Here is a 24,711-nt window from a genome sequence, read left to right on the forward strand (position 1 = left end):
ATCCAGCGCCCGCCTCGTGCAGCCGCATTATTCAGGGCCGACGAAATACATGGGATTCGGGTTCAAGACGATTACGCATGGTTGAAGGCGGAGAATTGGAAAGAGGTCCTCAAGGATCCGTCGGCCCTTGATCTCCCCATCCGCACCGTCCTGGAACAGGAGAATGCCTACGCAGCGGCAGCCTTCACCGGCACGGAGGAATTCCAAGCCCGGCTCGTGGCAGAGATGCGCGGGCGTATCAAGGAGGACGATTCCACCGTTCCGGAGCCGGATGGGCCCTTTGCCTATTTCACCCGTTACCGTGAAGGCGGTCAGCATCCCCTCGTCTGCAGACAGCCGCGCGACGGTGGGTCCGAGACCATCATGCTGGATGGAGACAAGGAGGCCGAGGGCCACCCCTTCTTCGATCTCGGCGGAGCGGATCATTCACCCGACCATCGTCTGATGGCCTGGGGCGCGGATATCAAGGGCTCGGAATACTTCACGATTCGCGTGCGAGATCTTGAGACCGGTACCGATCTTCCCGACGAGGTTCTTCAAACCTCCGGCGGTGCTGTATGGCTCAACGATTCCTCCGGCTTCTACTATGTCGAACTCGACGAGAACCACCGGCCTGTGCGTATCAAGCGCCACCTTCTCGGCTCAAGCCCTGAGCAGAACGAAGTGATCTACGAAGAAAAGGATCCCGGCTTCTTCGTCAAACTTGGTGTCACGCAATCGGAAGCCTTCGTCCTCATCGAGGCAAGCGATCACGAAACCTCCGAAATCTGGCTGCTCGACCGAGCCGATGCGTCGGCCAAGCCTCGCCTCGTCGAACCGCGCACACCACAGCTCAAGTATGATGTGGAGCATCACGGCGATAGCCTGATCATTCTCACCAATGCGGATGGCTCTGAAGACTTCAAGATCGTCACGGCTCCCGTCGCAACGCCTGGACGCACCCACTGGCAGGATCTCGTGCCCTATCGCACCGGCACGATGATCCTCTCCGTCGTGGCGCTCGCCCGCTATCTCGTGCGCCTGGAGCGGGAGAATGCAAAGCCACGCATCGTCCTGAGAGAATTCTCGACGGGCCGTGAGGAAACGGTCGCGTTCGAAGAGGAAGCCTATTCGCTCGGCTTCTCGGCAGGCTATGAGTTCGACACGGATGTCATCCGCTATCATTACTCGTCGATGACCACGCCGAGCGAGGTGATCGACTATGATCTGCGCACTGGGGAGCGCGTTCTCCGCAAGCGGCAGGAGGTACCGAGCGGCCATAACCCGGCCGACTACGTAACCCGCCGCCTGTTCGCCACGGCTCCCGATGGTGAGCAGGTTCCCATTTCGCTTGTCCATCGACGCGAGGTCGCGCTCGATGGATCCGCACCGTGCCTGCTTTACGGATACGGCTCCTACGGCATGTCCATGCCCGCGAGCTTTCGCACTGGAATCCTGTCTCTCGTCGACCGTGGCTTCGTCTATGCCATCGCACATATCCGCGGCGGCACGGAAAAAGGCTGGCGCTGGTACATGGACGGCAAGCGCGAGAAAAAGACGAATACGTTCACGGACTTCATCGCCTGCGGGGAGGCGCTCATCAAGGCCGGCTACACGTCCCGCGGTCGCATCGTCGCTCATGGCGGCAGCGCGGGCGGCATGCTCATGGGAGCGGTGGCCAATATGGCGCCGGATCTCTTTGCCGGAATCATCGCCGAGGTGCCGTTCGTCGATGTGCTCAACACAATGCTGGACAGCGAATTGCCCCTCACCCCGCCCGAATGGCCCGAATGGGGCAATCCAGCCGCGGACGAGACGGCTTTCCACACGATTTTGTCCTACTCGCCTTATGACAATGTGAAGCCACAGGCCTATCCGGCGATCCTGGCACTTGCCGGTCTCACCGATCCTCGCGTGACCTATTGGGAGCCGGCGAAATGGGTCGCCAGACTCAGGGCCACCATGACGGGCGGCGGGCCGATTCTGTTCAAACTCAACATGGAGGCCGGGCACGCCGGCGCTGCAGGCCGCTTCGATCGGCTGGAGGAGGTTGCCCTCGCCTACACGTTCGCCATCAAGTCGATCGGGGGCTTTCAGACTTGACGCGAAGCCCTATGTCCCGTTGTACCATATCCTGCCGCACAAGTTGAGGCGGCAATGAGACATCAGGGATTTTCGAGAGCACGCGTCGATGACGAAGAGGGGCCATTCAGAGACGGCCGCCGATGTTGCTTCCCATAGGGAAAGCGACAAACAGCTGCTTGCCGATCTGGAACGGCGCCTCCGTGAGACGGAGCAATCTCTTCGCCTGAGCAACGGCAAGTTGCGCATGGCGCTTGATATCGGCAGGCTCGGGGCATGGGAACGCAATCTCGAGACCGGGGAAATCACCGGCACACCTGCCTTCAAGGCCAATTTCGGCCTTCCGCCAGAGACCACCCTTACCCAGGATGAGTTCCAGAAGCTGGTTCATCCCGGCGATGTCGAGCGCATTAACCAGGCCATGGCCTTCGCGCTCAAGACGAAGACCGATTTCAATGTCGAGTATCGGGTCATCCGTCCGGACGGACGCATCGGGCGCGTTCTCGTGCGCGGCGGCGCGGTCTTCGAGGGCGACAAGCCCGTCCGTCTCATGGGTATCACCCAGGATGTGACGGCGCGGGAGAAGGCCAAGGAGGACATGCATTCGGCTCAGCGCCGCCAGGAGTTCCTCCTGAACCTGAACGACCACCTGCGCAGCCTGGATGATCCCGATGCGATCATGGAAACCACGGCCGAACATCTTGGACGCTTCTTGAAAGTGGACTGTGCCGGATACGGCGAGGTCGACGAGGAACGCGGCATCATTCTTGTGGAGCGCGAATGGTCCAAGGGCGTCATCGGCAACGAGGGTCGCGCTTACCGTCTCTACGATTTCCTCCCGACCATGATGGCGGAACTCAAACAGGGGCATCCCATCTTCGTCGAGGACATCAGGAGCGATCCTAGGGCAGATAATCCGGCAGTTCAGACGGCCTACAGCACGATCAATGCCCGCGCGGCTCTTGCGGTCCCGCTCCTGAAGAACCAGCGGCTGACCGCCGTGCTCTACATGCATTCCGCCGAACCCCGGGCGTGGTTCGGTGACGAGCTATCTCTCGTGGAGGATGTGGCTGAGCGAACATGGACGGCCGTTGAAAAAGCACGCGCAGAAATCGAACTGCGCGAGACCGATGCCCGCTTCCGTCTCATCGCGGAATCGCTCCCGGCTCTGGTATGGATCCTCAACCCCAATATCGAGCTGCTCTACACGAATGAGCGCTGGGTGGCCTATTCGGGCCTGCCGCCCGAGGAGGCTCTGGGCCATAGCTGGATGCGAGTGATTCATCCCGCCGACATGACGAGGATGAGGGAAGAGCTGGTGCCTGTCGTCACCCATCAGACGTCCTATACAACCGAGGCGCGCTACCGATCGCATGAGGGCACCTATCGCTGGCACTTGATCCAGGGCGCTCCCATTCGTTCTCCAACCGGAGAGTTCAAGGGCTGGGTCGGCACCAGTGTCGACATCCATGATCTCAAGGAAACGGAAGAAGCCCTGCGCAAGAGCGAAGAGCAGCTCCGCATCGCCCTTCAGGCCGCCAAGATGGGTGATTGGAGTTGGGATGCCGCAACCAATCTCATTACTTTCTCAGATAGGGCGGCTGAAATCTTTGGTCTTCCTAACGGCTCGATCCTTCCAGCAGCAGATCTCCAGAAAAGGATGAATCCGGTTGATCTGAAACGCATGGAGGCCGCTATGGAGAAAGCGGTCGAGCATCAGGGACCCTATAGCGTCGAGTATCGCATCAAGCGTTTCGATGACGATGCGCAAATCTGGGTCGCTTCACAAGGGCAGACCACCTATGCGCAAGACGGCTCGTTAAGCGGAATTACTGGCGTTCTTCAGGACATTACCGACCGCAAGCATGCTGAGCAGCGTCAGCAGCTTCTGATCCGAGAGCTGCACCATCGGGTCAAGAACACGCTCGCCACCGTCCAAGCCATCGTCGGTTCCACCGCCCGCACCGCCTCGAGCATCGACGAGTTCTACCAGGGCTTCGTCGGCCGCATCGTCTCGCTCGCCCGCACCCACAACCTGCTCACCGAGGACCTGTGGCAGAAGGCCGACCTGGAGGAGCTCGTCCAGACCGAGCTCGGGCCCTACGAGGACGAGGCGCGCAACCGCATCACGATCGCAGGGCCGCCGCTCGAGCTGCCGTCGGAGGCGGCGGTGCCGATCGGCATGGCGATCCATGAGCTGACCACCAATGCGGCCAAGCACGGGGCGCTGTCGACCTTCGGCGGCCAGGTCGCGGTGCGCTGGGAGATCCTCGACCGGGAGCGTCCGCTGCTGCAGTTCTCCTGGATCGAGAAAGGGGGGCCGCGGGTGAGCACGCCGACGCGCCAGGGCTTCGGCACCCGTCTGCTCCAGCGCGTGCTGGCCACGCAGTTGCAGGCTAATGTGTCCATGGATTTCCAGAGTGAAGGCCTCCATTTTACCATGATCATGCCTATTCCCGGCGAGCCCCCGCTCTTCAACCCCGATCATTCCGTGAATTAACCTTCTGTTTAATGTTCGGTACCTCCTCTGCTTTATTGCTGCCTCATTGGCATGACTTTAGGGCACGAGGTGACGTAGCCTCGATAAGGGCTTAGAAAGCAGCAGGCGCAGCTCAAGAGCATTGTTCATGACCAACAGGGTCGAAATTCCTCACTTTCCAAGAGCCGTTGCTCCGCAAGCCGAGAGGCTGGCGGGCACGCAGGAAAGGAGCCACGCCGCGATCGAGAGTGACGCGCGGGGGAACAGTGCCGCGCTGCGGCTGGCGCTCGAGATTGGCCGGCTGGGATCCTGGGAACGCGACCTCGTGACCAACGAGATAACCGCGAATTCAACCTGCAAAGCTCATCTTGGCCTGGCATCCGATGAACTTCTGACCTTTGAAAAGCTGAAGAAATTGCAGCACCCGGGTGATGTCGAGAGGATCAACCAGGCTGTTACCTATGCCCTGGCCACCCGATCCGACTTCAACGTGGAGCATCGCGTCGTCCGTCCCGACGGCTACATCGGTCGTCTCCGCGTGAGAGGCACTCCGATTTTCGAGAATGGCAAGGCCGTCCGCTTGGTCGGCGTCACGCAGGATGTGACCGAGCGGGAGCGTGCTAAGGAAGAGCTCAAGGACGTCCAGCGCCGCCAGGACTATCTGTTGAACCTGAACGAGCAACTCCGGAGCTTCAAGGATCCCTTTGCGATCATGGAAGCGACGACCGAGCGCATCGGCCAGCTCCTGAAGGCGGATTGTGTCGGCTACGGCGAGGTCGACGACAGCCGCGGCGTCGTTCTCGTCGAACGGGAATGGTCCAGGGGCGCGATCAGCAATGAGGGCCGTGCCTACCGCCTGCAGGAATTTCTGCACGGCATGATCGACGATTCGAAGCTGGGGCAGACCCTGACCATCGAGGACGTCGCAACCGATCCACGAACGGGAACCCCTGCCCTCCAGAGCTTCTACAGTACGCTTAACGCCAGGGCCGTTCTCACGGTCCCTCTGCTCAAGGACGGTCACATCACGGCCGTCCTCTATACGATCTCATCCACCCCTCGCTCCTGGTCGGATAGTGATGTATCGCTGGCAGAGGACGTAGCGGAGCGCGCCTGGACAGCCGTTGAGAAGCTGCGCGCTGAACGTAGCTTGCACGAAACCGAGTTCAGGTTTCACACCTTCACCCGGGCACTGCCAGGCTTTGCATGGATCGCGACGCCGGAGCTCGAGCTGATCTATTACGTGAACGAGCAGAGCTGGTTTGAATTCTCTGGTCTCTCCCGCGAACAGACGCTCGGTCACGGCTGGCTGTCGATCATCCACCCGGAAGATCTTGCAAAGATCATGGCTGACGCCAAGAACGCCACATCCGACGTGCTGGAAGCCGAAATGCGCTACCGAGCTGCCGATGGGACCTATCACTGGCACGCCGTGCGGGTTGGATCTCTCTATGGCCCCGACGGCGACTTCAAGGGCAAGATCGGAACGAGCATCAACATCCATAACCTGAAGGAGACGGAAGCGGCCTTGCGCAAGAGCGAGGAGCGCCTGGCTCTGGCGCAGCGCGCAGCGCGGATCGGCGTATTCGACTGGGACGTAGCCAGCGGAGCCATCACCTGGATGCCGGAGCAGGAGAATCTCTTCGGGATCGCGCCCGGCAGCTTCGAAGGAAACTACGAAGGGTGGAGCTCGCGCATCCATCCTGCCGATGTCGCCAAGTTCGAGAAGACCTTTCGCGAGGCTATCGCCCGAGGCGATCACGAACTGGCCTTTGCGCATCGCATTCCGCTGCCGGACAGCACCTTCCGCCATATCGAAGGCAGCATGATGATCTTCTACGGCGAGGATGGCAGCCCATCGCGCATCATCGGCGTCAACATCGATGTGACCAAACATAAGCATGCTGAGCAGCGTCAGCAGCTTCTGATCCGAGAGCTGCACCATCGGGTCAAGAACACGCTCGCCACCGTCCAAGCCATCGTCGGATCCACCGCCCGCACCGCCTCGAGCATCGACGAGTTCTACCAGGGCTTCGTCGGCCGCATCGTCTCGCTCGCCCGCACCCACAACCTGCTCACCGAGGACCTGTGGCAGAAGGCCGACCTGGAGGAGCTCGTCCAGACCGAGCTCGGGCCCTACGAGGACGAGGCGCGCAACCGCATCACGGTCGCAGGGCCGCCGCTCGAGCTGCCGTCGGAGGCGGCGGTGCCGATCGGCATGGCGATCCATGAGCTGACCACCAATGCGGCCAAGCACGGGGCGCTGTCGACCTTCGGCGGCCAGGTCGCGGTGCGCTGGGAGATCCTCGACCGGGAGCGTCCGCTGCTGCAGTTCTCCTGGATCGAGAAAGGGGGCCCGCGGGTGAGCACGCCGACGCGCCAGGGCTTCGGCACCCGTCTGCTCCAGCGCGTGCTGGCCACGCAGTTGCAGGCTAATGTGTCCATGGATTTCCCTGAGGAGGGACTGCGCTTCTCGATGCAGATGCCGATCCCGACCGAGCCCCCCACCTTCAATCCGGACACGTAAGGCGCCCATGCTGCTCGACGCGAAACGCTCTCACCTCATCGTCGTCGACCTCCAGGCGCGCCTCATGCCTGCCATTCATGAAGGCGAGACTACCTTAAGGAATGTGCGGATCCTGCTGGAAGCCGCGAATAGGCTGGGCATTCCCGTTACGGTAACGGAGCAATATCCCAAGGGCCTCGGAGCAACCCTGCCGACGGTGCAGGAGGTGCTGCCGCCTGACGCGGTCACTTTGACCAAAACCACCTTCTCAGCCGCACGCGATCCCGCGATTGCCGAGCGCATTGCGACCCTGCGTGGCAGCGGCCTGAATCAGCTCGTGATCTGCGGAACCGAAGCTCATATCTGCGTGTTGCAGAGCGCTTTGGAGTTCAGAAGCATGGGACTGGACGTCTTTGTGGTTGGGGATGCGGTATCGAGCCGCTCAAGCCACAGTGTCAACACCGCCTGCGCACGGCTGCTTCATGCAGGCTGCCATTGGGTGACGACGGAGATGGCTGTCTTCGAATGGATGGGAGAAGCGGCCACGGACGATTTCCGCGCACTGGCTCCCCTCTTCAGATAGAGGACGAGGATTTACCTTCGCCTCCCGCAGCGATGAACTCCTTCAGCTCGTCCAGGGACTGGAAGCGGAACACGCCACTCGGCGTCTGCGCCTCGATCGACCCATCCGAGAACATGACATACTTGTTGTCGCCTGAGTTGTAGGTCCCGACGACGACGGGAGAACGAGACATATCGGCAGCGGTATCGTCTTCCAATTCCGCTTTCTCTTCGACTTCCTCCGTTACGGCAGGTTCGGGCTCCAGCTCACGCTCTGAAACGATCTCAGCAACAGGCTTCGGACGATCATCACTTTCGTCGAGATCGCGCGGCTCGGGTTCACGCTCATCCTGGTCGCGATGATAGATGTCGGCACCGTCGATGACACGTGGTTCTTCATCCGCATCGCGCGTCCGCTCCGCCAGGAGGAAGTCGGGCACCTTCATGGCGAGTTCGTCTTCTTCACGGGAGGGCGCCGGGGGCAGGCTGGTTCTGGGCGGGAACGGCACAACCGATTCGGGGGTCCGCGACTCTTCCGGCCATTCGGCAACCTTCACCTCTTCCTTGATCGGCTCCCGCTTGTCCTCTTCCTCGAAGAGCGGAAGCGTAGGTTGCACCTCCTCAGGATGCTCGACCTCCTCGGCCTCGGCGGCCGCCTTTCCGGCTACGAGGCCGCCGGAGAGCGCTGCCAGCGAAAGGCCCTTCGCGGACTTCGGCGTTCCGAGGAGGGCCTCCTCATCGGGGCCGCCCTGGAGCTGCAACAGCCGGGTCTCGATCTTAGCCAGCTTGGAGACTGCGGCGGCGATGCCGAGCAGGAGGGCGCCGCTTGCAGCCATGACGCTGCCGGCAATCACCATCGTCCAGCCACGTTCGACCAGAACGATATCCCATCCGAAAATTACAGCGAGCAGCCCACCAACGATCATCGCAAAAGCGAGGGCCAGAAGAGCGATGATCATGCCGTCTCCATCATACGCAAACCAAAGATAATCAAGGCAAAGCTATGCCTCTATAGGCAAAAGGCAACGGGCTGGGAAGCTTAAGCAGAAAAAAGTCCGCAGCTTGGCCGTTGCTCTCGGGCAGGTCGCGCTTTAACTAACGCTCAGGCGCATCGTGCGGAAAAGTGGATCCAGTTTTCCGCATCGGGCGATGCGCAGTCGCAAGAGGGGCATCGGATCGATCCTAAAAGTGGTTTCCACTTTTGGGTCCGATGCTCCAGGTCGCTCAATCCAAAGGAGACGCCGATGTCGTTCACTCTGCCCGAACTGCCTTATGCCTATGATGCCCTGCAGCCCTACATGTCGAAGGAAACCCTGGAGTTTCACCACGACAAACACCATGCAGCTTACGTCAACACCGGCAACAACCTGCTGAAAGGCACGGAATTCGAGGGCAAGAGCGTCGAAGAGGTCGTGAAAGGCTCCTACGGCAAGAATCAGGCCCTCTTCAACAATGCCGGTCAGCATTACAACCACATCCACTTCTGGCTGTGGATGAAGCCGAACGGCGGCGGCGCCCTTCCCGGCAAGCTCGAGAAGAAGATCGTCGAGGACCTCGGCTCGATCGACAAGATGAAGGAGGACTTCATCCAGGCCGGCGTCGGCCAGTTCGGCTCCGGCTGGGCCTGGCTTGCCGTGAAGGACGGCAAGATCACGATCATGAAGACCCCGAATGGCGAGAACCCCCTCGTGCACGGCGCCCAGCCGATCCTCGGCTGCGACGTGTGGGAGCATTCCTACTACATCGATTACCGCAACCGCCGTCCCGATTATCTCAAAGCCTTCCTCGACAATCTCGTGAACTGGGAACATGTGGAAGAGATGTTCGAGGCTGCAACGAAGTAGGCAGAAACGTTCATACTGTCTTGCGGGCCTCTTCGGAGGCCCGTTTCATGTCATTTTCCGAAGGACTGCGCCGTGGCCGATTTCCTCTTCCGCTCCATCCTGATCGGCGTCGGTGCAACCGCCATCTTCGATCTGTGGGGTTTGCTGCTGAAGCATGTCTTCGGGCTTCCCGGCGCCAACTGGGCTCCTGTCGGGCGTTGGTTCTGCCATCTTGCCGGCGGCAAGGTCTTTCACGACGATATCGCGAAGGCTCCGCCTTTCTCCCATGAGCTGGCAGCCGGCTGGATCGGCCATTACTTCGTCGGGATCCTCTTCGCCGCCATCCTGCTCGCTGTGACGCCCTCCGGCTGGGCGCAGCAGCCCACGCTGGTCCCACCACTCGTCGTCGGTCTCGTCACGGTCGGTGCCGGCTGGTTCCTGCTTCAGCCGGGCATGGGCGCGGGCATCGCGGCCTCCAAGCGGCCGAATGCGAACCAGATCAGGATGCTCAACATCGTCGGACACATCGTCTTCGGCCTGGGCCTTTACGCGACCGCGCTTCTTATACGCTAGGACCAATCGACATTCAGGGTTCAAATTCGCGGCGGTGCGTGATTCATAGGTCTCCAGCTTCGATCTGGGGAACCTGCATGGCCAAGCGATATGAACTGACCGGCGAGCAATGGCGGCGCATTGAGGGGCTGTTGCCCGGCAAGTCCGGCGATCCCGGGCGGAGTGGCCGGGATAATCGGGTGTTCGTCAATGGCGTGTTGTGGATCCTGCGCTCTGGCGCGCACTGGCACGACCTTCCCGAGCGCTATGGCAAGTGGAAGACCGCGCATCAGCGTTTCCGGCGCTGGGCCAAAGCCGGGGTCTGGGAACGCGTGTTCGCCGATCTGATCCATGACCCGGACAATGACTACGTGATGCTCGACAGCACCCTGGTCCGCGCCCACCAGCAGGCCGCGACCGGAAAAGGGGGGATCCGAACCAGGCTCTGGGGCGCTCCCGAGGTGGATTGACCACCAAGATCCACATGGTCGTGGAGGGCCAGGGGCGCCCGTTGCGGGTCATCCTGACCCCGGGCCAGCGGGGCGATGTCACCCAGGCGCCGGTCTTGCTCAACGGCTTGTCGGCGAGACGCGTCCTCGCCGACAAGGCCTATGACAGCAACGCGCTCCGCCGCATCGTCGCTGGGATCGGGGCCGAGGCCGTCATCCCCTGCAATCCGACCCGCAAGCAGCCGATCCCCTACGACTTCGAAGCTTACAAGGCCCGCAATCGCATCGAACGTTGCTTCAATAAGCTCAAGCACTTCCGGCGGATCGCCACCCGATACGACCGGCGCGCCGACCACTTCCTTGGCTTCATCCACCTCGCCTGTGCCATCCTCTGGATGCGATGAATGTCGATTCAGCCTAGCGCATCGGACCCAGAGGGCCGTCTTGCTTTCAGGCCGTCCCGCTCGCTCTCCAGAACTCCGCATTCGGCATATACCCCTCGGGATCCGCGCTGAATTCTGGCCGGATGCGGTCGAGGAAATACATGTCGACCGCGCCGATATGCTTGACCTCCACCTGCCCACGCGGCTCGGTCTGGAACAAGCGTGCCACGTGGTGAAGCGTGCTCGCCGAGATATTCACCCTTCCCGGCTCGCAGGCCTCCTCCAGGCGTTGAGCGACATTCACCGAATTGCCCCAGATATCGTAGGTGAAACGCCGCTGTCCCACGATACCGGCAATCACCGAGCCGGAATTGACCCCGATGCGCAGCTCCCAGGACGGAAGCCGGAGTTTTTCGCGCTGCCGGTTGGCATTATGGATGAAGGCTTGCATCTGCAGAGAGGCCAGGCAGGCATCGATGGCATGGGTGCGATTGGCCTCGGGCAAGCCGCCTGCACAGAGATAAGCATCACCGATCGTCTTGATAGTCTCTAGCCGATTCCTCTTGGCAATGTCGTCGAACCGCCCGAAATTCTGATCGAGCTGGGCGAGAAGCCGGGCTGGATCGAGGGTTTCCGTCAGAAGCGTGAATTCCTTGAAATCCGCATACAGAATCGTTGTGGCCTCGTGGAAGCGAGGCTCGACGTGACCGCTAGCCTTCAGTTCCTCGGCCACCTTCTGAGGCAGGATGTTGCGCAGGAGATCATCGGATTGATCCCTCGCGTGCTCGGCGGATGTCTTGGCCTGCGCCAACTCCTCCAGAAGTGCATCACGTTCAATGAGTTGTCGTCGCAGCTCGAGCAGCGCCATCGCCTGCTGCGACAAACGGCGGACGGCCTCGCGCTGGGAGGGGCGCAGCTCATGCGGTTCGAACGCTACGACACAGAGCGTACCCAGGGCATAGCCTTCCCGATTGATGAGCGGCATGCCGCAATAGAAGCGCACATGCGGCTCCTCTGTGACGATGGGCAGATGTTTATAACGTTCATGGGTGGTCAGGTCCGGCACGTAGACGAGATCGTTTGAGTTAAGGGTGGCGTTGCAGACCGTGATCTCGCGCGGACACTCGGTATAATCGGCAGGCAGGCCGTATTTCGATTTCATCCACTGGCGCCGCTCGTCCATCAGGCTGATCAGCGCGACCGGGCAGCCGCACACCTCGGCCGCGAGTTCTGTCACGGCGTCGAAGGCGAATTCCGGCGGCGTATCCATGATCCGGTAGAGGGCGAGTGTCGCCACCCGATCGGTCTCGTTGACGGAGGGCGCATCCTGCATCGTCTCGCTCCCACGGGCCCTTCAGCCCAGCGGACATCGCCCCTGACAGCACGGCCTTGAGGAATAGCTCAGAGTGAACCAACTCAAGGCTCGGATTTCCAGGAAATATAGTCGGTTTTGACCTTAAGACGAGGCTTTCAGGGCCTTGGTCTCATGCAATCTCAGGGCTTAGTCGCAACCCCCGCTGCTCCAGCAATTCGCGAAAAGCGTCCGACTTCAAATATTTCAGCTCCTCCACCCGGCTTTCCAGAGCGGGATCGAGGGCCCGTAGCTCATCGTCTACGTAGCCCGGATGGCACATGACGAGGGGGCGAGGCCCGAGCTTCGAGAACGCCTCTTCGAAGACCCGAGCGGCCGGAACTGAAAGATCGAGCGGAGCAAAGCCCGAAAAGCCCTTGTTCGTCTGGAAGCCCGCTGCACGGACGCTTCGGGAAAAGCCTCGGGCAAGGGATTTGACGATGAGCGCCTTATTGCGCCCGATGGGGCGGCGCAGGATCGCGGTGATTTTGTCCGATGGATCGCGTAGCCAAACGCGCCCGGCATAGCTCCTCGCCTTCAGAGCCTCGATCAAGGCTGGCCTGATCGCCGGCAAGACATGGACGTGCTGGTGACCGTCGATAAAGGCCGGAGCCTCACCGAAGACCTCCTCGAAGGCGTCGATCTGGCGGCCGATTTCCTCGGCAATCTCCGCCTTAGGCAATCGCCGTTTCAAGGCCTTCGGCAACAGGTCCTTCAAGGCCGGAAACACTCCCGACGAGGCCAGCCCGGGCATAGGGCTCAAAGGCGATCCTGTGGTCAGATTAAGGTGCAATCCGACTATAATCCGATCGCGAAGAGGCATCAGGCTCGGTGCCGCCCGGCGCCAGCCGGGCATATTGGTCATCGCTCCGGTTGCGGACAAACGGCCCATCTCTGCCAGTTCCACGACGCCCCGGCTGACCCCGTCGGCAAGGCCGAAATCGTCGGCGCAGAGTATGACGTAACGAAAGGAACCCATGAATGTCCTTAAAATCGGCTTTGCCGCACCCTAATGCTCTTGAGCAAAGGCGCAAACTCGGCTCTTGATGCGCCCGACAATCAAGGGTTCTTTCAGTGGCGTCGCCTCAGCTCAGCGTCATCATTCCCGTGCACAACGAGAGCGCGAACATTGCGCCGCTGTGCAGACGGCTACTCCCCATCCTCAACCGGATCACGTCGGTCTGGGAGGTGGTCTTCGTCGATGACGGCAGCCGGGACGATACCCTGGACAGAATCAAGGAGATCAGCCTCGCCGAGCCCCGGGTCGGCGCCGTGTCCTTCAGCCGCAATTTCGGCAAAGAGATCGCCATCGCGGCCGGCCTCGATCACGCCCAGGGCGACGCGGTGGTGATCATGGACGCCGACCTGCAGCATCCGCCGGAGATGATCGAAACCTTCGTGGAGCGCTGGCGGGACGGCTACCTGATGGTCTATGGCCAGCGCACGGACCGGTCCGATGAGACCCGCGTCAAGCGCGGCTTCGCTCATCTGTTCTACCAGCTCTTCTCCCGCTTCGGCGAAATCGGCCTGCCCGAAGGGGCGGGCGATTTCCGCCTCATCGACCGCAAGGGCGTCGAGGTGTTGCGGACCCTCGGTGAAAAAGCCCGCTTCTCGAAGGGCCTCTACGCCTGGATCGGCTTCAAGGCCACCGGCGTGCCCTTCGTCGTGGAGGAGCGCCAGTTCGGCACCTCGAAATGGAGCTTCAGGAAGCTCTTCCGCTTCGCCTTCGACGGCATTGCCGCCTTCTCGACCGTGCCGCTACGGATCTGGACCTATATCGGCTTCCTGATCTCGATCCTGTCGATTGCCACCGCCCTGTTCTTCATGATCCGCACGCTCCTGTTCGGCACCGATCTCCCCGGCTTCCCGAGCCTCATCGTCTCGATCATGTTCTTCTCCGGCATCCAGCTCATGTCGCTCGGCATCGTGGGCGAATATGTCGGCCGCATCTTCGCGGAGGTGAAACGGCGACCACTCTATGTGGTGGCCGAGCGGATAGGCGGCGCCGCGGAGGTGTCGAGCGACCTCGTTCCCGACAGCTACCGCATGCGCCGGGTCTGACCGATGTTTCGAAAGATCCTCTCCGTCGGCGGCTGGACGCTTGTTTCGCGCCTCACCGGCTTCATCCGCGACGTCGTGTTGGCTGCCATCATGGGCGCCGGCCCCATCGCCGATGCGTTCGTGGTCGCCTCGCGCATCCCCAATCATTTCCGTGCCATCTTCAGCGAGGGCGCCTTCAACAGCGCATTCCTGCCCACCTATGCGGGCGTGCTGGAACGGGAAGGCGCCGTCCCTGCCCGATCTTTTGCCAGCCGCATCAGCACCCTGATGCTGATCGTACAAATCGTGCTGCTCGTCCTGGCACTGATCGCCATGCCGGTGGTGGTGACGCTGCTCGCCCCCGGCTTCTCGGACGATCCCGCGAAATTCGATCTCGCGGTGACGCTCACCCGTATCACCTTCCCCTATCTCCTCTTCGTCACCCTGGTGACGATCCTCTCCGCCATCCTCAACGCCCATGAGCGCTTCGCGGCAGCTGCTGCTGCCCCCGTCCTGCTCAACGTCTCCATCGTGGCGGCTTTGGCCATCGCCTTCCTGTTCCCCAATGCCGGTTATGCCGCAGCGTGGGGCGTCACGGTCGCGGGCGTGCTCGAATTGCTGCTGGTCTGGGTCTCAGCAAAGCGGCTCGGCGTAGCGCCGGAGATCGAAGCGCCACGCTTCGACCCAGCCATGAAGCATTTCTTCAAGGTTCTGGGGCCTGCCGTGATCGGCTCGGCGGGCGTGCAGCTTGCGATGTTTGCCGACACGATCATCGCCTCCTTCCTGCCGACAGGCGCGGTGGCCTCGCTCTATTATGCCGACCGTATCTATCAGCTGCCCCTCGGCGTCATCGGCATCGCGGCCGGAACCGTGCTGCTGCCGGAGATGAGCCGCCGGATCGCGGCAGGCGATGTGGCGGGCGCCCATGGTGCACAAAACCGGGCGGTGGGCCTGACGCTGGCGCTCGCGGCGCCGTTCGTCGTGGCCTTCGTGACCATGCCAGGTCTCATCATGTCGGCTCTGTTCCAGCGCGGCGCGTTCGATGCCGCCGCCGCCCAGCGCTCCGGTGCGGTACTCGCGGCCTATGCCATCGGCCTGCCCGCAGCCGTTCTCATCCGCTCGGCCGTGGCGAGCTTCTATTCGCGCTCGGATACGGTGACGCCGCTTATCGCCTCGCTTACGGCGGTTGTCGTCAACGTGGCCCTGAAGATCGTCCTGACCGGTCCCTACGGCGTCGTCGGACTGTCGCTGGCCACCGCCATCGGCATCTGGGTCAATCTCGGCCTCCTCGTGCTCCTCGCCATGCGCAAGGACTGGATGAACCCGAGCAACACCCTCGGCCGCACCGCCGCCGCGGTGGCCGTGGCGAGCCTGCTGCTTGCTGCCTTCGCCTGGTTCGCGCCTGAGCCTCTCGCAGAGTGGACCGCCATGCTCCCTGTCTGGCGCAACGAAATCCTGCTCGCGGTTCTCGGAGGTATTGGTGCGCTGATCTATGGCGGTGCGCTCTTCGCCGGGCTCAAGGTGCTGGGAGTTCGATTGTCCCGCCGCTGATCGTTTCCCAAAGTCCGAGATTTCTTCGGGAACCTTCTTGCCGAGGATCCATCCAATCGGATGTGCCGGGATATGCCGGTCCAGCGCATCGTGCGGAAAAGTGGATCCGGTTTTCCGCGCTCGGCGATGCGCTCACTAAGGAATGGAGCATCGATGGGTCCCAAAAGTGCAAATCCACTTCGGGTCCGATGCTCTAGAGAGGATGACACCATGATCTTGCGCTTCGCCGTTGCTGCGATTGGAATTGCCGCGCTCGCCATGCCGGCCCTGTCCGCGGACCAGGTCGAGAAGGCTCCGCCGTCAGGGGCCTACAAGAAGGTAAGCGAACTCGTGAAGCTGCCCGATTTCCTGCCGGGATTAGGTCAGCTCTATGTCGACCCCAAGACCCTGCCTGCCGGTCCGTTCCTGGCCTATGACCGCGAGGGAAAGCTCGTCAGCACGGTCTACATGCTCCCCGTTGAGGACCTCACCAACAAGGACAAGCGCTTCGAAGATCTCGCCGCGCCCGGCGGCAAGGTCGACCATGTGGATGTCTATTTCAATGCCGGGCATCCCGGTGTCGAGAAGCCCCATGCCCATGTCGTCCTGTGGCATGTGCCGAAGGCCGATGAGACGCGGGTGGCGGCAAAGTGATGCCCTCGCGACGGCATGTCCTGCAGATCGGCGGGGGTATCCTCGCCGGTCTGGCATCGCCCCGCCTGCTCTTCGCGAGCGAACCGATCGAGATCAGAATGCAGGGCAAGGCAGACGGCTCCCATGTGTGGTTCGATCCCATCGGCCTGCACGTCGAACCGGGCCAGACGATCCGCTGGATCAACCTGGATCCGGGAAACTCGCATACGGCTACGGCCTATCATCCGAAGAACTTCGATCACCCGCTCCGCATGCCTGAAGGGGCTGAGCCCTGGAACTCGGATTATCTTCTTCCCAGTGAGACCTTTGCAGTCACGCTTAAAGTGGAAGGCGTGTATGATTTCTTCTGCATCCCTCACGAGCATGCTGGAATGGTCGGGCGGATCATCGTGGGGCGTCCTGGCAGCCCTCCTCCGGGCGGGTCCGTAGCACAGGCGCTCCCTGACCTTGCTTTGCAGGCGTTCCCATCGGTTGACGAGATCATACAGCGAGGCATCGTTCGCCGAACATGAATGCGGTCCGTATCATTTGGGAACCTTTGGGACGCCGGACCATCTAACGGCAAGACGCAGGAGATAGGCGATGCAACCGAGGTTCGTCGTAAAGCCTCAGCTGGACAACCTGGATGACCTGGCCCTGGTCGAGAGGGCTCGGTGCAGGGATGGGGCGGCCCTCCGTCTGATCATGGAGCGCCACAATCGGCAGCTCTATCGGATAGCGCGCAGTGTCCTCGGCGACGATGCCGAGGCCGAGGATGTAGTACAGGAAGCCTATTTTCGCGCCTTTACCCATCTGGACGGCTTCCGTGGCGAAGCGCGCCTTGCGACCTGGCTCACGCGGATCGCACTCAACGAGGCGCTGGAGCGTCTCCGAAAGCGACGTCCCTCCGTCGAATTGAAGCATATCGACACGATCGACGAACAAGGAGAGGCCCGTGTGATCTACCTGCCCTCGGCCCGTCAGGAAGGGGACCCCGAAGCCGCCGCGGCCCGCGCTGAAGTCCGCCGCCTGATCGAAAGGGCCGTGGATCAGTTGCCGGATGCTTTCCGTGTCGTCTTCGTTCTTCGTGATATCGAGGAAATGAGCGTCGAGGCAACCGCATCTCATCTCGGCCTGCGCCCCGAGACAGTGAAGACGAGGCTTCACCGTGCCCGTCGCCTCCTGCGGCAGAGCCTCGATCAGACGCTTTCGAACGCTCTCACCGACGCGTTTCCTTTCGCCGGCGCCCGGTGCGCAAGGATCACGCAAGCCGTGTTGGATCGATTGGAGGTAGCGGAGCCCTGATTGCGTGCAGTCAGGCTCAAGCTGTCCAGGAACTGAGTGAGGCGAAGGTAAAGAGCTCCCGTTCCACTGCGATGCCCCGCAATCGGTGACGACCGAGGGAGCGGACGGGAACCGGACTCACCGAGGCGACGCTATCGGACAGAATGACAGAGCAGTCGAGGCTGTTGCAGAGCGCCTCCATGCGACTGACCTCGTTCACGGCCGGGCCGATCACCGTGAAATCGAGGCGGCCGGCCGCGCCGATATTACCGTAGAACACATCTCCGCAATGGAGCGCGATATCAAGGCTGAGCGGCGTCTCGTGGGCATGGAGGCGGTTGACAGCAGCGTTGCGATCGAGCGCAGTCTGCGCAGCCTGGATTGCTGCCGCGCAAGCGCTCTCCCGGGAGCGTTCCTCCGTGATCGGAAATGCCGCCAGAACGCCGTCGCCCATGAACTTGAGCACTTCCCCGCCCTGCTCCGCCACGGGGTCCGCCATGGCTTCGAGATGCTGATCGAGCCGTGCGATCAGGTCCATGCCGGCCGTATCGGCCAGGGTGGTGAAGCCGCGCAGATCCGCGAACAGAAGCGCGGCAGTGATGGTCGTGCCGAATCCGCGCCGGATCTCGCCGCTCAGGACCCGTCGGCCGGCGGAGAGCCCCACATAGGTGTCGAGCATCGCAACCGTGAGGTCAAAGAGCGTCATGCGATAAGCGGCCAAGCCCAGCAGGGGCAGAAGCGAATCGATCCGAGCGATTTCCTCCGGTCGGAATCCCTCGGGACGAGAGCTGGAGAAGGAGATCCCGATGCCCCGGAGATCCGGAGCGCTGGTGTTCTCGAAACTGAACAGGCGTGCCAGATAATCCGTCCCGCCTTCTCGCCTCACATCGTCAAAAACATCGAATTGCCGGGCCTCTGGATCATCGATCAGCCAATAGCAGCTCGTCTGCTCGGTCTGCATCATGTAGGCGAAGGGGCTTCGGTCGAAGGCAAAAGCGTTGCGCTCGTGAGAGACGCCCTCGACGATCATGCCGGCCGAGCGGGTCCAGACATGGGTATAGACGCGGATTGTCGGATTGACGGTCGGCAGGGCGACATAGGACCGGACCAGCGGCATACCCTCGGCGACCAGCCGCTCGGTGAGGCCGGCGAGCAGCGATCCGACATTCGTGCCCCGCAGTCCCTGTTCGATGATCCAATCTTCGAGATTCGCCATGGGCTCACCTTACCATCCTGCTCCAGGATGTCTTCAAGCCCCGGCTTAGGGGTCAGCGGCTAGCATGGCGCAAGGCTCCGCCCGTTCCGGCGATTTCCGTCAGGAGCTTGCGGCGGGCGGCCACCGCGAAGGGCCGCGTCTCGTCGGCGATCTCGACAAAAGAACCGGGACCGCCGATGACGCTCTCGCCGTAATAATCCTCGAGCGACATCCCCCCAGGCCCGCCCGGCCGTCCGCTGCCGGGGCGGCGGATGGCAAGGGCATTGATGGTGAAACCTTTGGCAAGCGCATCCGCCCTCGCCTGCTCCAGCGACCGGCCGTTCATGTTGGGACCATCGCCGGACACATCGATGATCTTGCGCGTTCCCTCATGGGCGTTGGTCTCCACGAGACGGACGGAGAAGTCGATGGCGTTCGAGATGGAGTTGTAGCCATAGGCGCCGCGCGGCGCGCTCATGAGCTTGTCGGCAAAGACCCGCGCGCTCGCCTCGTCACGGATCACATGCCAGTCGACGATGAGCACCTGCGAGCTCGGCCCGCCCCATTCCATGAAGGCAACGGCAAGCGCACCGATGTGGCCGTCCTTGACACCGTTCAGCACGTCCTGGCTCATGAGCGCATCGGCCCAGCCCTGGCGCTGGAGGCGCAATTCGGCGTCGTCGATAGAACCTGAGCCGTCGGCCGCAAAGACCAGTTCCAGATCAACCGATTCCGCAACGGCCGGAGCCGTGAGCAGGCTGAAGGCAAATAAGCTATTCAGAACAAATCGCATCGATGGCTCCGGCTTTGGGCACAATGCTGGAGCCATTTAGGGTTTTCTCAAGGAGGTTTGCCTCTCCCGGCGATCACAAGTTTGTTGGAGCTCTTCGTGTCATTTCCGATCAACTCCTGATCTGAGGGCAACACCCTTCCGTCATGGCCGGGCCTGTCCCGGCCATCCCAATACGAAAAGTGCCGTGCTTCTCGGCATCGGGATCACCGGCACAAGGCCGGTGATGACGTAGAGGATGTCATTCCGACCCTCTGGGCCGGCGCTGATGACACGACGCGCTCACTGAGCCTTCAGCAGGTCCGTAACGTCGAGCAGGACGAATTCGTTGTCGTCCTGCTTGTTGGGCTCGCGGCTTGTGGAGAACGGCAGATTGTTGTCGTTGCCGACGACGATGTGGCGCTCGTCGACCACATCCACATTCTCGATGGTGAAGAACGGGAAGGTCAGCATAGTGTCATTGAGGGGCTTCTTCGCCTTCTTGTTTGGATCGGCGATCTGCATCAGGTCAACATAGCCGATCTTGCGCACGGCACTGTTCACATTCGCATCCGACAATTCGATCTTCACGATACGCTTGAACTTCGCGACATCCTGGAAGCAATCGGGCCGCTTTACACCCTGTGGGCAGGCCTTGTCGGCCGTGCCTTCGCCGTTGTCGCGCTCGATGACGAGACCGGTGGTGCCATCGATCATGTTGAAGTCGCCAATGGCGAGGCCGTTCTGGTCGAGACCGTATTTCCAGTGGCGGCCGGTCCACTTCTCGTTCGCCACATCGAATTCGAGGATGCGCAGATATTCGCGTCCGTCGACATTCTCCCATTGCTTCTTTTCAGCGTCCCAGACGGGACCTTCGAGAAGCGCATAGAGGAACTTGCCGTCCTTGGAAGCGGCCATGCCTTCATAGCCCTTGGAGCGGCGCACGTTGAAATTGACGGTCGCGTTAGGAGCCGCAGGCGTCGTCACCGCATAATGGTCGGGCGAACGGGCGGGCTTGCCATCGATCAGGGTCTCATAGATGGCTTCGATCTTGCCGGAGCGGTCAGCCTTGATCAGGTAGGGGCCGAACTCCTCGGCGATCCAGATCTTGTCGCCGATGGGTTGGAAGCTCTCGATGTCGAAATCGGAACCCGTGAGATACCGCTTCTCGGTCGCCTCATTGGCAATGCGGAACGGGACCTTCTTGTCCGGATCGTGCAGGAACACCGTCTCGAGACGCTCGACCGCCCCCTTGTTCCAGTCGATGCGGTGGCGGTTGAGATAGAGCATCGAATCCGGCGAGGTGGCCTTAGAGCCGAAGCCGTTGTCGGTGATGACCCAGAAGGTGCCGTCGCCGACCGACTTGATGCCGGAATGGCCCTGAAGCGGCTGGCCGCGGAAGGGCAGCTTCACGCCGGTCGGACGGTCGCCCGAGGTGCCCTCGACGGCTCCTAGAGCCTCGACGCGCTTGCCCGTCGTGAACTTGCCGGAAATCTTCAGATCGGCGGGTGCATCCGCAGGAGCATCGACGAAGCTCAGGGCGGGCAGAACGGCATGGCCTGCAAGGACGGCCGGAAATTGCTGCTGCGCCAGGGCACTTGTGCAGAGCAGCACGGTCAGCGGCAGCGCCGCGAGAAGACGGACGGACATCGTGAAAACCTCGTTTGCTTGTTCAAGCGAGGCTGCTCTTGCAGGAGCCCGATGTCCGTCCGTTAACAGATCGACGACAAGTCGATGACGTTAGGGAAATTTCCGACCGCATCAAGCGGCCTTGAGAATCCCCTTGTCGTGGGCGAAGGCCCAGTAGAACTCGCGGGCGCGACGATAGAACGGGCCAGGCTGAAGATCGCGGCTGTCGATGCGCAGTACCGGCATCACCTTGGAATAGTTGCCCGAGATGAAGATCTCGTCGGCGCTGGCGAAGTCCTCATAGCGCAGGGTTCCTTCGACCACCGTCGCACCGTCGTCGCGCAGGAGCTGGATCACGCGCTGACGGGTGATGCCGTTCAGGAACGTGCCGTTTGGATAAGGCGTATAGACCACGCCGTCCTTGGCCATGAAGACGTTGGACGTGCCGGTTTCGGCGATGTTGCCGAGCGCGTCGCAGACGAGCGCGTTGTCGAAACCCTTCTCCTTCGCCTCGCGAAGCACGCGGGCATTGTTGGGATAGAGTGCGCCCGCTTTCGCGTCGGTCGGCATGGATTCGAGCGTCGGGCGGCGGAAGCTCGACTTCATCACCGAGAGGCCACCCGGCACCGGCATCGGCGCCTCGAAGAGAGAGAGGCAGAACTGGGTCGATTCCGGATCCGGCGCGATGGTGGCCAAGCCCTCGGCCTCGCCCCAATACATGGGCTTAACGTATAGGGCCGTGCCCGGAGCGAACTTCTTTACGCCCTCGCGCACGAGATCCAGCATCGTCTGGACATCCATGGTGGGCTTGAGGCCAATGGTGGGCGCCGAGCGATTCACGCGCGCGCAATGCCGGTCGAGATCGGGCGCAACGCCCTCGAACACGCGGGCGCCATCGAACACGGAGGAGCCGAGCCAGGATACGTGGGAACGTGGCCCGATCAGGGGCGGATTGCCCTCATGCCACGCGCCATTGAACCAGTTCCAGGTCTGCGAATGCCAAGCCACTTGTCTCGTCCTTTGGGTCAGAATGCCTGTCGTATCGAATCCCCTAGAGGCCCGACCGTCAATCGTTCCTTCGGCGATTAGGGCATAAAGACTTGTGATGAGTTCCATGAGACAGACTGATCATTGGTCGGATTGCCATGGCTTTTCGCCAATGAGACCATCGCCCCATGTCCTTTTCTGCTCTTATCCCCGCCAGCACGAAGGCCGTCATCTTCGACGCCTATGGAACATTGTTCGATGTGCATTCGGCTGTCGTCCGCCACATGGCTGCAGTCGGTCCGGATGCGGCGCGTTTCTCGGAAGTCTGGCGCGCGAAGCAACTCGAATATTCCTGGGTGCTGTCGCTCGCGGGCCGCTACGAGCCCTTCTGGACCCTGACCGAGAAGGCGCTCGATTATGCCTTCGCGCGGTTTCCACAGATTGACAGTTCGGTCAGGCCGCTCCTGCTGGAAGCTTATCGCAGTCTTGATGCCTACCCGGAGGTGCGAGAGACGCTGACCGCCTTGCGAGGTCAAGGGCTAAAAACAGGCATCCTGTCGAACGGCGATCCGGGCATGTTGAACGCCGCGGTGGAGTCAGCAGCCCTTGCCGACGATCTTGACGTGATCCTGTCGGTTGATGCGGCACAGGTATTCAAAACGAGCCCGCGTACCTATGAACTCGTGTTGCAGGCGCTGTCCGTCGCTACAAACGAAGTGGTCTTCGTTTCCTCCAATCGCTGGGACATCGCAGGCGCTGCCGCAATCGGGTTCACGCCGGTCTGGGTGAACCGGCTCGGATTGCCGGATGAATATGTTGAGCTTGCCCCAAACGCGGTGATTTCGTCACTCAGGGAATTGGTGTGAGACGCTTCACTGTCATTCCGGGGCAGCGTAGCGGAGCCCGGAATCCATAAACACAACATCTCAAAGAGAGATGATCAGCGTCGAGCGTCATTCTGCATCGTTAGAGCATCGGATGGATGTGGAAAACCGGGTCCACTTTTCCGCACGATGCACTAGCGGCTATGGATTCCGGGCTCGGCTCTACGAGCCGCCCCGGAATGACAATGTGGAGTGGAGACTACTTCGCCAATGCCGCCAGAATCCGCGCCCAGGAACGGGTGCCTTTGTGGAAGCTCTTAAGGTCGTATTTCTCGTTCGGCGAATGGATGCGGTCGTCGTCGAGGCCGAAGCCGACGAAGAGGGTGTCGAGGCCCAGCGTGCGCTTGAAATCGCCGCCGACCGGGATCGAACCACCCATGCCGATGACGATGGGATCCTTCTTCCATTCGTCGTGAAGCGCCGATTTCGCCGCCGTGATCGCCGGGAAGTCGTGCGGCAGGGCGAGCGCTCGCGAGCCCTTGTGCCGGATGAACTCCACCGAGCAATCGGCGGGAATGCGTTCGCGCACAAAGGTTTCGAAATTCGCAGAGATCTTCGCCGGATCCTGATCCCCTACGAGGCGGAAGGAGATCTTGCAGCGGGCTTCGGCCGCGATCACGGTCTTGGTCCCCTCGCCCGTATAGCCGCCGATGATGCCGTTCACGTCGCATGTGGGGCGCGACTGGATCTGCTCGATCAGCATGCGCCCCTTCTCGCCGGCGGAATGCTTCAGGCCGATCTGGCCAAGGAATTCCTCCTCGGTGAGATTGAGGCCTTTCCACTGTTCGAGAACCTGCGTCGGCGTTTCCGGTACGCCTTCGTAGAAATCCGGGATCGTGATTCGACCGTTATCGTCGTGAATGGCCGCGATGATTTTCGAGAGAACATGAATCGGATTGCGCGCAGCACCGCCGAAGGCGCCGGAATGCAGGTCGCGATCGGCGCAGCGAACGATCACCTCCTCATAGACCATGCCGCGCAAGGACGACGTGATGGCCGGCGTATCCTGATCCCACATGCCCGTGTCGCAGACGAGGGCCACATCGGCCTTCAGCTCGTCCTTGTTGGCGACGATGAATTCGGGCAGGAATTTGGAGCCGTCCTCCTCCGCACCCTCGACGAAGAAAGTGATGTTGATCGGCAGCGAACCCGTCACGGCCTTCCAGGCACGGCAGGCCTCGACGAAAGTCATCACCTGCCCCTTGTCGTCGGCAGAGCCGCGTGCGCTGATGGCCTTGCGGCCATCGGCAAGCGTGATGATACGCGGCTCGAAGGGCGGCGTTTCCCAAAGTTCGAGCGGGTCGACGGGCTGCACGTCGTAATGGCCGTAGAAGAGCACATGCAACTTCGCCTCGCCGCTGGCATGTCCGAGCACCACCGGGTGCCCGCCCGTCTCGCGCAAGGAGGCCTCGACACCGATGCCTTTCAGCTCATCGACAAGCCATTGCCCGGCAATGCGACAATGATCCTTATAGGCAGGATCGGTGGAGATGGAGGGCACTTTCAGCCACTGGAACAGCCGCTCCAGAGAGGCGTCGAGGTCGGAGTCGATGCGCTGAAGAACTTGGTCGAGATGGGACATGGAGAGCAACTGC

Annotated in this window: 20 protein-coding genes and 1 pseudogene; 13 read left to right on the forward strand and 8 right to left on the reverse strand. The window is 61.5% G+C overall.

Translation table 11 applies throughout. From position 1 onward, the window contains the following. The 4 genes from JO965_RS18355 (at window position 1) to JO965_RS18370 (ending at window position 7,629) form a co-directional block, all read left to right on the forward strand. The gene (locus JO965_RS18355) at window positions 1-2,082 is read left to right on the forward strand and encodes a S9 family peptidase (RefSeq protein ID WP_246776904.1); all 2,082 of its coding nucleotides are present in this window, start codon (window positions 1-3) and stop codon (window positions 2,080-2,082) included. 88 nt (window positions 2,083-2,170) lie between these two features. Further along, a complete protein-coding gene (locus tag JO965_RS18360) occupies window positions 2,171-4,561 on the forward strand; it encodes a PAS domain-containing protein (RefSeq protein ID WP_203440457.1) in 2,391 nt (796 codons plus the stop codon). Window positions 4,562-4,688: 127 nt separating this feature from the next. After that, entirely contained in the window at window positions 4,689-7,067 is a 2,379-nt protein-coding gene (locus JO965_RS18365; protein WP_203440458.1) for a PAS domain-containing protein, read from the forward strand. A 7-nt stretch (window positions 7,068-7,074) separates the two neighbouring features. Further along, window positions 7,075-7,629, forward strand: a complete 555-nt coding sequence (locus JO965_RS18370; protein WP_203440459.1) for an isochorismatase family protein — start codon at window positions 7,075-7,077, stop codon at window positions 7,627-7,629. Here the strand turns inward: JO965_RS18370 and JO965_RS18375 are convergent. Then, entirely contained in the window at window positions 7,622-8,566 is a 945-nt protein-coding gene (locus JO965_RS18375; protein ID WP_203440460.1) for a hypothetical protein, read from the reverse strand. The genes JO965_RS18370 and JO965_RS18375 overlap by 8 nt on opposite strands. A gap of 285 nt (window positions 8,567-8,851) precedes the next feature. Between JO965_RS18375 and JO965_RS18380 the strand changes: the two genes are divergently transcribed. The 3 genes and pseudogenes from JO965_RS18380 to JO965_RS18390 all read left to right on the forward strand — a co-directional run bounded on the left by JO965_RS18380 (window position 8,852) and on the right by JO965_RS18390 (window position 10,835). Then, window positions 8,852-9,451 carry a superoxide dismutase gene (locus JO965_RS18380; RefSeq protein ID WP_203440461.1) on the forward strand — a complete coding sequence of 200 codons (600 nt, stop codon included), beginning with the start codon at window positions 8,852-8,854 and terminating at the stop codon, window positions 9,449-9,451. 72 nt (window positions 9,452-9,523) lie between these two features. Next, on the forward strand, window positions 9,524-10,003 hold the full coding sequence (locus JO965_RS18385; protein ID WP_203440462.1) for a DUF2938 domain-containing protein: 480 nt from the start codon (window positions 9,524-9,526) through the stop codon (window positions 10,001-10,003). Window positions 10,004-10,080: 77 nt separating this feature from the next. Beyond that, window positions 10,081-10,835, forward strand: a pseudogene (locus JO965_RS18390) (IS5 family transposase). A 46-nt stretch (window positions 10,836-10,881) separates the two neighbouring features. On the opposite strand, the gene JO965_RS18395 reads toward JO965_RS18390, so the two are convergent. Together JO965_RS18395 and JO965_RS18400 are read right to left on the reverse strand one after the other, a co-directional pair. After that, window positions 10,882-12,147, reverse strand: a complete 1,266-nt coding sequence (locus JO965_RS18395) for an adenylate/guanylate cyclase domain-containing protein (protein ID WP_203440464.1) — start codon at window positions 12,145-12,147, stop codon at window positions 10,882-10,884. A gap of 151 nt (window positions 12,148-12,298) precedes the next feature. Further along, window positions 12,299-13,144: a ChbG/HpnK family deacetylase gene (locus JO965_RS18400; RefSeq protein WP_203440465.1), complete on the reverse strand. Its 846-nt coding sequence runs from the start codon at window positions 13,142-13,144 to the stop codon at window positions 12,299-12,301. Between the two features lie 95 nt (window positions 13,145-13,239). Here JO965_RS18400 and JO965_RS18405 point away from each other — a divergent pair, with 95 nt between their 5' ends. The 5 genes from JO965_RS18405 to JO965_RS18425 all read left to right on the forward strand — a co-directional run bounded on the left by JO965_RS18405 (window position 13,240) and on the right by JO965_RS18425 (window position 17,673). After that, window positions 13,240-14,226: a glycosyltransferase family 2 protein gene (locus JO965_RS18405; RefSeq protein WP_203440466.1), complete on the forward strand. Its 987-nt coding sequence runs from the start codon at window positions 13,240-13,242 to the stop codon at window positions 14,224-14,226. A 3-nt stretch (window positions 14,227-14,229) separates the two neighbouring features. Next, entirely contained in the window at window positions 14,230-15,756 is a 1,527-nt protein-coding gene (gene murJ / locus JO965_RS18410; RefSeq protein WP_203440467.1) for a murein biosynthesis integral membrane protein MurJ, read from the forward strand. A gap of 210 nt (window positions 15,757-15,966) precedes the next feature. Further along, window positions 15,967-16,389, forward strand: a complete 423-nt coding sequence (locus JO965_RS18415) for a DUF5602 domain-containing protein (RefSeq protein WP_203440468.1) — start codon at window positions 15,967-15,969, stop codon at window positions 16,387-16,389. Beyond that, complete coding sequence (locus tag JO965_RS18420; protein ID WP_203440469.1) at window positions 16,389-16,901, forward strand: plastocyanin/azurin family copper-binding protein; 513 nt, start codon at window positions 16,389-16,391, stop codon at window positions 16,899-16,901. The genes JO965_RS18415 and JO965_RS18420 overlap by 1 nt, the downstream gene beginning before the upstream one ends. A 70-nt stretch (window positions 16,902-16,971) precedes the next feature. Next, window positions 16,972-17,673, forward strand: a complete 702-nt coding sequence (locus JO965_RS18425) for an RNA polymerase sigma factor (protein ID WP_203440470.1) — start codon at window positions 16,972-16,974, stop codon at window positions 17,671-17,673. A gap of 16 nt (window positions 17,674-17,689) precedes the next feature. On the opposite strand, the gene JO965_RS18430 is transcribed toward JO965_RS18425, so the two are convergent. The 4 genes from JO965_RS18430 to JO965_RS18445 all read right to left on the reverse strand — a co-directional run bounded on the left by JO965_RS18430 (window position 17,690) and on the right by JO965_RS18445 (window position 22,253). Next, window positions 17,690-18,868, reverse strand: coding sequence for an adenylate/guanylate cyclase domain-containing protein (locus tag JO965_RS18430; RefSeq protein WP_203440471.1), 1,179 nt, complete (start codon window positions 18,866-18,868; stop codon window positions 17,690-17,692). 52 nt (window positions 18,869-18,920) lie between these two features. Continuing rightward, window positions 18,921-19,640: a DUF1194 domain-containing protein gene (locus JO965_RS18435; RefSeq protein WP_203440472.1), complete on the reverse strand. Its 720-nt coding sequence runs from the start codon at window positions 19,638-19,640 to the stop codon at window positions 18,921-18,923. A 279-nt stretch (window positions 19,641-19,919) separates the two neighbouring features. Beyond that, entirely contained in the window at window positions 19,920-21,266 is a 1,347-nt protein-coding gene (locus tag JO965_RS18440; protein ID WP_203440473.1) for an esterase-like activity of phytase family protein, read from the reverse strand. A gap of 111 nt (window positions 21,267-21,377) precedes the next feature. Beyond that, window positions 21,378-22,253: a branched-chain amino acid aminotransferase gene (locus JO965_RS18445; protein WP_203440474.1), complete on the reverse strand. Its 876-nt coding sequence runs from the start codon at window positions 22,251-22,253 to the stop codon at window positions 21,378-21,380. A 167-nt stretch (window positions 22,254-22,420) separates the two neighbouring features. Here JO965_RS18445 and JO965_RS18450 point away from each other — a divergent pair, with 167 nt between their 5' ends. Next, window positions 22,421-23,098: a haloacid dehalogenase type II gene (locus tag JO965_RS18450; RefSeq protein WP_203440475.1), complete on the forward strand. Its 678-nt coding sequence runs from the start codon at window positions 22,421-22,423 to the stop codon at window positions 23,096-23,098. Between the two features lie 217 nt (window positions 23,099-23,315). Here the strand turns inward: JO965_RS18450 and JO965_RS18455 are convergent, their stop codons facing one another. Further along, the gene (locus JO965_RS18455; protein WP_203440476.1) at window positions 23,316-24,698 is read right to left on the reverse strand and encodes a M20/M25/M40 family metallo-hydrolase; all 1,383 of its coding nucleotides are present in this window, start codon (window positions 24,696-24,698) and stop codon (window positions 23,316-23,318) included. Window positions 24,699-24,711 lie beyond the last annotated feature (13 nt).

Source organism: Microvirga sp. VF16 (assembly GCF_016864375.1).
Lineage (GTDB): Bacteria > Pseudomonadota > Alphaproteobacteria > Rhizobiales > Beijerinckiaceae > Microvirga.

Excerpts from the sequence above, each read along its gene's own strand:
- JO965_RS18380 (WP_203440461.1), top strand. The coding sequence starts at position 8,852 with ATGTCGTTCACTCTGCCCGAACTGCCTTATGCCTATGATGCCCTGCAG.
- JO965_RS18435 (WP_203440472.1), bottom strand. The coding sequence starts at position 19,640 with ATGCGATTTGTTCTGAATAGCTTATTTGCCTTCAGCCTGCTCACGGCT.
- JO965_RS18365 (WP_203440458.1), top strand. The coding sequence starts at position 4,689 with ATGACCAACAGGGTCGAAATTCCTCACTTTCCAAGAGCCGTTGCTCCG.
- JO965_RS18415 (WP_203440468.1), top strand. The coding sequence starts at position 15,967 with ATGATCTTGCGCTTCGCCGTTGCTGCGATTGGAATTGCCGCGCTCGCC.
- JO965_RS18400 (WP_203440465.1), bottom strand. The coding sequence starts at position 13,144 with ATGGGTTCCTTTCGTTACGTCATACTCTGCGCCGACGATTTCGGCCTT.
- JO965_RS18425 (WP_203440470.1), top strand. The coding sequence starts at position 16,972 with ATGCAACCGAGGTTCGTCGTAAAGCCTCAGCTGGACAACCTGGATGAC.
- JO965_RS18370 (WP_203440459.1), top strand. The coding sequence starts at position 7,075 with ATGCTGCTCGACGCGAAACGCTCTCACCTCATCGTCGTCGACCTCCAG.
- JO965_RS18455 (WP_203440476.1), bottom strand. The coding sequence starts at position 24,698 with ATGTCCCATCTCGACCAAGTTCTTCAGCGCATCGACTCCGACCTCGAC.
- JO965_RS18375 (WP_203440460.1), bottom strand. The coding sequence starts at position 8,566 with ATGATCATCGCTCTTCTGGCCCTCGCTTTTGCGATGATCGTTGGTGGG.
- JO965_RS18450 (WP_203440475.1), top strand. The coding sequence starts at position 22,421 with ATGTCCTTTTCTGCTCTTATCCCCGCCAGCACGAAGGCCGTCATCTTC.
- JO965_RS18360 (WP_203440457.1), top strand. The coding sequence starts at position 2,171 with ATGACGAAGAGGGGCCATTCAGAGACGGCCGCCGATGTTGCTTCCCAT.
- murJ (WP_203440467.1), top strand. The coding sequence starts at position 14,230 with ATGTTTCGAAAGATCCTCTCCGTCGGCGGCTGGACGCTTGTTTCGCGC.
- JO965_RS18395 (WP_203440464.1), bottom strand. The coding sequence starts at position 12,147 with ATGCAGGATGCGCCCTCCGTCAACGAGACCGATCGGGTGGCGACACTC.
- JO965_RS18420 (WP_203440469.1), top strand. The coding sequence starts at position 16,389 with ATGCCCTCGCGACGGCATGTCCTGCAGATCGGCGGGGGTATCCTCGCC.
- JO965_RS18430 (WP_203440471.1), bottom strand. The coding sequence starts at position 18,868 with ATGGCGAATCTCGAAGATTGGATCATCGAACAGGGACTGCGGGGCACG.
- JO965_RS18440 (WP_203440473.1), bottom strand. The coding sequence starts at position 21,266 with ATGTCCGTCCGTCTTCTCGCGGCGCTGCCGCTGACCGTGCTGCTCTGC.